This window comes from Actinobacillus ureae ATCC 25976 (assembly GCF_000188255.1).
Lineage (GTDB): Bacteria > Pseudomonadota > Gammaproteobacteria > Enterobacterales > Pasteurellaceae > Actinobacillus > Actinobacillus ureae.
In genome coordinates this window covers 127,038-132,394 of the sequence record NZ_GL831081.1, presented here as the reverse complement: position 1 = coordinate 132,394, position 5,357 = coordinate 127,038, and the positions used below count along the sequence as shown (strand labels likewise).

The following is a 5,357-nucleotide window of genomic DNA, read 5'->3' as shown; positions in this document are numbered from 1 at the left end:
CCCCTAAAATTATTGTTGTTTGTTGATAACCTATACAATCGGACTATAACTAATTTGCAAACGTTTGCAACAAAAATTTTACATTTAATCGCAAAAAAATGATCGTTTTTTTAACGAATTTAGTGTGCTTTTTATCTGATTTTTTACGCTAGGATTAACAGTTGTACACAGGCGATATTTGTCAAGCGGATTTACAAGAAATATTTTTGAAAATTTTTGTTAAAAGGACTAGTCAAAATTTAACTTATTGATTTTTAAAGAAATGTTATTTTGTGCTCAATTTGGAGTGAAACAGATAGAGGCTAGGTTTTATCTAGGGTTAGCTTGCTTTTCAAAGAGAAATCCACAAAGTTATCCACAGGTGTTGTGGATAGAACAAAATACCTGAATATAAAATCAGATCTTCGCGGAATTTTTGCAAAATTCGTTGAAGATCTGACCGCTTATTCTGCGTGCCAGCCTAACTCTTCAGAAATTTTTTGTGCAGTAATGCGAAGCGCAGGATAGAGAATATTGAAACCCAGTTGGCTCAAGCGTGCAGTTGATAAGGAGATGGAGACTGCATAATTAGCTTTTCCTTGGTTATCGAACACAGGACAAGCGATACAAGATACGCCCAGTTCATTTTCTTCATCGTCCATCGCAAATTGTTGTTGGCGGATCTTAGCTAATTCAGTTTCCATTTCTGGAATAGTGGTAATCGTATTTGCAGTCAATTGGCGAATAACGTTGTGCTTTTGTTGCCAATATTGAGGAATATATTCAGGCTTATCATAAGCCAAAAATAATTTGCCCATACCGGAACAGTACAATTGTAACCTCTGCCCGATATAAGCTCTGGTTTTCATCATACCGGTGGTCGGTTCGAGTTTGTAGATCAAAATCGCATGATTGCCTTCACGCATCGCAAAATTAACCGTTTCACCCAATTCGAGATTAAGTGCTTCAAGGTGAGGAGCGGCAATGTGCAGAATATTCAATGAACTTAATGCACGCTGACCGATGGCAAGACATTTTGTGGTAAGGCGATAGCTGCCGGTAGTGGGCGCAGGACGAACGAAGCCTTCTTGTTGTAAGCTTTGTAATAAACGATGCACGGTACTTTTATTTAATTGGGCAAGTTCGGAAAGCTGAGCGAGCGGGCAGCCGTTCGGATATTGAGAAAGTAACTCAAGTAGTTTTAATCCTCTTACCAGCGTTTGGCTTCCTGATGATTCTTTTTCTGTCATTCTGTGTCTCCTAATATCAGATAACTGAGCGGCATATCCCAAGGCTCGACAGAAAGTTGTTCGATTAACTGGCAACGATAAGCTAATCCGACACTAATGGCTTGAGTTTGAGCGAGAGTTCGATCATAAAAACCGCCACCATAGCCTAAGCGATTTAGCTGGCTATCGCAAGCGAGAAGCGGAGTAAAGATCATCTCTAATTCTTCAAGCGGCTTTAGCTGACGAATATCAAGTTTAGGCTGCTGCATACCGAATGCATGGCGTTCAAGTTGAGAAGACGGATGGTATTGCAGAAAAAGTAGATTACCGGGACTAAAAGGATGTAATACCGGCAGATAAATCGATTTACCTTGTTCAGCGAGGCGTTGCATTAGCGGTAGCGGTGAAATTTCTGCTTTAAACGGCAAATAGAAAGCGAGATGAGAGGCTTGATAATGATCAATCAAAGAAAGCGCCTGAGGGATAAGGTTTAATGAGGCTGTAATCTGTTGAGATGTGCTAAGTTCAAGCCGTTTGGTTCGCATTTGATTTCGTATGAGTTGACGAGTATCTCGCCGAGATTGACTTGTTTGCATATTGAAATACCAAACAGAGAAATGAAAGAACCCGAAGTGCCGCCACCGGTGGTGGTCCTTGAACCAGACGGTTCAAGGGAGTCGAACTTAATTACCTTTAGGCTTCTTACTCAAGGTAAGCCTGCTCACCAGCGATTAGATGTCCAACTCAAAGTTTTCAATTATCGGCTCAGGGACGTAACCAGTCACGCACACCCCAGGCAAGAGTTATACTAACGGAAATTGAGAATTTTTCCTAGTCTTGAATTTAGAAAAACTTGCAAACGATCAGCTTTTAAACATTTTCTTGATTAATTGCAACCGATGCATTCGTTAGTAATTTATTCAATGAGCTGTCGAGTTGCTGAATACAAGATTCTAATACTGTTTTATTATTCGCATTTTTTTGCTTTTCTTGCTCAAGCTCATAATTTAGGTTTAAGGCAACGATCGCTAAAACTTTTTCAAGTTGAATAATGCCGGATTGTTCTTTTAAGAGTGCTACACGCTCTTCCAAACGTTGCGCGGAAGCAAGTAAATTGTGTTGTTGATCCGGTGGACAATGTAAACGAAGTACCTGCCCAAAAACTTGAACTTCAATATAATTTGCCGACATAGTCGCGAAATCCTCACAAGTAATATAAATTTTTTGCTATTATGCCATTCTTTAACAGAATCACAAATAAGACACTATGGCTATTACACAATCAAATGAATTTAATCAATTAATCGCACAACTTCAAATCGCTGAGACAGCGCCAGAAGTACACGGTTTTCTAAGTGGGTTAATTGCAGGCGGTGTACAAGATGAATCTTGGAAAACCTTAACTTACCAATTTTTAAATGATGGTCATGCCTTTTCTCAAGCGCCTTTAGCAGCGTTAACCGAGTTTTATCAGCAATTGACCGAAAGTTTTGATGAGGCTAATACATTATTTTCGCTTTGGACTCCGAATAATGAAGATGGTTTCGCTTTAGCAGATGCGATTGCCGACTGGACAAGCCAATTTTTATTGGGCTTAGGATTAGCACAACCTAAATTAAGCCGTGAAACGGATGAAATTGGCGAAGCTTTAGATGATTTAGAAGAAATTTCTAAATTAGGTTACAATGAAGACGATGATAATAATGAATTGCTAGAAGCGGGAGAAGAGGTTGTTGAATATCTTCGTGTGTTGACGCTTTTCTTGTATAGCCATTTTGCATTAAACGTAAAAACAACGGAAAAGCCTCAACTTCACTAATCCCAATGAGTTATATACAAGCGGTGACATTGTGGCAAACTTTTACAAGTTTTTCGTGAAATTTAACCGCTTATTTGTATAGAAGAACAGATTACACAAGGAATATTATGAGCCAATTAAAAAACGATCGTTATTTAAAAGCACTATTACGCGAACCTGTGGATATGACTCCGGTGTGGATGATGCGTCAAGCAGGGCGTTATCTATCGGAATATAAAGCAACACGTGCAGAAGCCGGTGATTTTATGTCTTTATGCCGTAATGCGGATTTAGCCTGTGAAGTGACTTTACAGCCGTTACGTCGTTATGCGTTGGATGCGGCTATTTTATTCTCTGATATTTTAACTATCCCGGACGCAATGGGCTTAGGTTTGAGTTTCGGCGTGGGAGAAGGTCCTAAATTTGCTCGTCCAATTGAAAATAAAGCACGGGTAGAAAACTTACCGATTCCGGATCCGGAAGGTGAATTGCAATATGTCATGAATGCAGTGCGTACCATTCGCCGTGAATTAAAAGGCGAAGTGCCATTAATCGGTTTCTCCGGTAGCCCATGGACATTAGCTACTTATATGGTTGAAGGCGGCTCAAGCAAGGCATTCACCAAAATCAAAAAAATGATGTATGCGGATCCGCAAATTTTGCACGCATTATTAGATAAATTAGCCGATAGCGTGATCTTATATTTAAACGCACAAATTAAATCCGGTGCGCAAGCAGTGATGGTTTTCGATACTTGGGGTGGCGTATTGGCGCATAATGAATATAAAGAATTTTCGTTATGCTATATGCACAAAATCGTGGACGGTTTAATTCGTGAAAACGACGGTAGAAAAGTACCGGTCACCTTATTTACCAAAGGTGGCGGTTTATGGTTGGAAGCGATTGCGGAAACCGGTTGTGATGCGGTAGGCTTAGACTGGACGATTGATATTGCGGATGCTCGTCGTCGTGTCGGACACAAAGTTGCACTACAGGGTAATATGGATCCGAGCGTATTGTATGCGCCGCCGGAACGTATTGAGCAGGAAGTGAAACAGATCTTAGCCGGTTTCGGTCAAGGATCAGGGCACGTATTTAATTTAGGACACGGTATTCATCAAGATGTACCTGAACAAAGTCCGAAGATCTTTGTTGATGCGGTTCACGAGTATTCAAAGCAGTACCATAAGTAATCTCGTAGCCGGTTTATCTTAATAAGCGGTTAAATTTCGGGAAAATTTTGCAAAAAATTATGGAAATCCGACCGCTTGTATTTTGGGGGAATTGGCTTAGCTTAAAGAAAGAGGAAAAAATGAGAAATCCTATTCATAAACGTATGGAACGTTTTGAATCTTGGCAGCATTTAACATTTATGGTGTGCCTTTGTGAAAGAATGTATCCGAACTATCAGCTGTTTTGTGAAGTAACTGAACAGCCGGAAAAAGCCAAGGTATTTCAAAATATTCTGAACTTAGTTTGGGAGTTTTTAACGGTTAAAGGTGCAAAAATTAATTTTGATAATCAGCTGGAGAAATTAGAAGAAATTATTCCGGATGTGAACGATTATGACTTTTTTGGTGTCCTACCCGCACAAGAGGCGTGTGAAGCGCTTTCTGAATTATTGCATAGTTTAATTGCCGGTTCGACTTTAGAACAAGCGATTCGTATCAGCCAAATTTCATTAGGCACAGTGGCAAGCTATTTAGAAATGCAGCAAGACCGAGAGTTGAATGAACAAGAACTCAAAAATGCGGAAGAAATTCAAGACGAACTTGATGTACAGTGGCAGGTTTATCGTTTGCTTAATGAGTGTGAAGAACGCAATATTGAACTCATTCTTGAGTTAAAAAATGAGATTCGTAGTAGCGGAATTAGTAATATTGGGTTAAAATTTAATCAATAAATCAACTTCCCCATAGAATGATGCATTATTCACTTTGAGAATATCTAAGTTTGAATTAAGCTAGCGGGGCGTTATGCAACAAGTTTCAGGCGGGTCAACGCCATTTATCTAAATAAAATCTTAGAGGATACAATTATGAACAAAACTGAGTTAATCGATGCAATCGCAGCAGGTGCAGAGTTAAGCAAAAAAGATGCTAAAGCAGCATTAGAAGCTACTTTAGAAGCAATCTCTGAAAGCCTCAAAAAAGGTGATGCAGTTCAATTAATCGGCTTCGGTACGTTTAAAGTAAATGAGCGTAATGCACGTACTGGTCGTAACCCACGTACTGGTGAAGAGATCAAAATCGCAGCTGCTAAAGTACCAGCGTTCGTTGCAGGTAAAGCATTAAAAGATTTAGTGAAATAATTCTTTTTAAGATTTCTACAAAAAAGCCTAGACTCTGAAA

At 39.5% G+C, this 5,357-nt stretch carries 7 protein-coding genes and 1 other RNA gene; 4 read left to right on the top strand and 4 right to left on the bottom strand.

Annotated features, from left to right (window positions below; all coding sequences use genetic code 11):
• Nucleotides 1-443: 443 nt before the first annotated feature.
• The 4 genes from HMPREF0027_RS08475 to HMPREF0027_RS08465 all read right to left on the bottom strand — a co-directional run bounded on the left by HMPREF0027_RS08475 (nt 444) and on the right by HMPREF0027_RS08465 (nt 2,399).
• Nucleotides 444-1,229, bottom strand: coding sequence for an IclR family transcriptional regulator (locus HMPREF0027_RS08475; protein WP_005624212.1), 786 nt, complete (start codon nt 1,227-1,229; stop codon nt 444-446).
• Nucleotides 1,226-1,804, bottom strand: coding sequence for a 5-formyltetrahydrofolate cyclo-ligase (locus HMPREF0027_RS08470; RefSeq protein ID WP_005624210.1), 579 nt, complete (start codon nt 1,802-1,804; stop codon nt 1,226-1,228). Before HMPREF0027_RS08470 ends, HMPREF0027_RS08475 begins: the two co-directional genes overlap by 4 nt.
• Nucleotides 1,805-1,828: 24 nt before the next feature.
• Nucleotides 1,829-2,010: non-coding RNA, 6S RNA (ssrS, locus tag HMPREF0027_RS11800), on the bottom strand.
• 68 nt (nt 2,011-2,078) lie between these two features.
• Nucleotides 2,079-2,399, bottom strand: coding sequence for a cell division protein ZapA (locus HMPREF0027_RS08465; RefSeq protein ID WP_005624208.1), 321 nt, complete (start codon nt 2,397-2,399; stop codon nt 2,079-2,081).
• A gap of 76 nt (nt 2,400-2,475) precedes the next feature.
• Here HMPREF0027_RS08465 and HMPREF0027_RS08460 point away from each other — a divergent pair, with 76 nt between their 5' ends.
• From HMPREF0027_RS08460 to HMPREF0027_RS08445, 4 genes are all read left to right on the top strand, one after another.
• The gene (locus HMPREF0027_RS08460) at nt 2,476-3,027 is read left to right on the top strand and encodes a UPF0149 family protein (protein WP_005624207.1); all 552 of its coding nucleotides are present in this window, start codon (nt 2,476-2,478) and stop codon (nt 3,025-3,027) included.
• Between the two features lie 107 nt (nt 3,028-3,134).
• On the top strand, nt 3,135-4,199 hold the full coding sequence (hemE, locus tag HMPREF0027_RS08455) for a uroporphyrinogen decarboxylase (protein WP_005624205.1): 1,065 nt from the start codon (nt 3,135-3,137) through the stop codon (nt 4,197-4,199).
• A 119-nt stretch (nt 4,200-4,318) separates the two neighbouring features.
• Nucleotides 4,319-4,909 (top strand): YjaG family protein, encoded by a 591-nt coding sequence (locus HMPREF0027_RS08450; RefSeq protein ID WP_044024534.1) that lies wholly within the window; start codon nt 4,319-4,321, stop codon nt 4,907-4,909.
• Between the two features lie 117 nt (nt 4,910-5,026).
• Nucleotides 5,027-5,317 carry an HU family DNA-binding protein gene (locus HMPREF0027_RS08445; protein ID WP_256867193.1) on the top strand — a complete coding sequence of 97 codons (291 nt, stop codon included), beginning with the start codon at nt 5,027-5,029 and terminating at the stop codon, nt 5,315-5,317.
• The last annotated feature ends 40 nt before the right edge of the window (nt 5,318-5,357 follow it).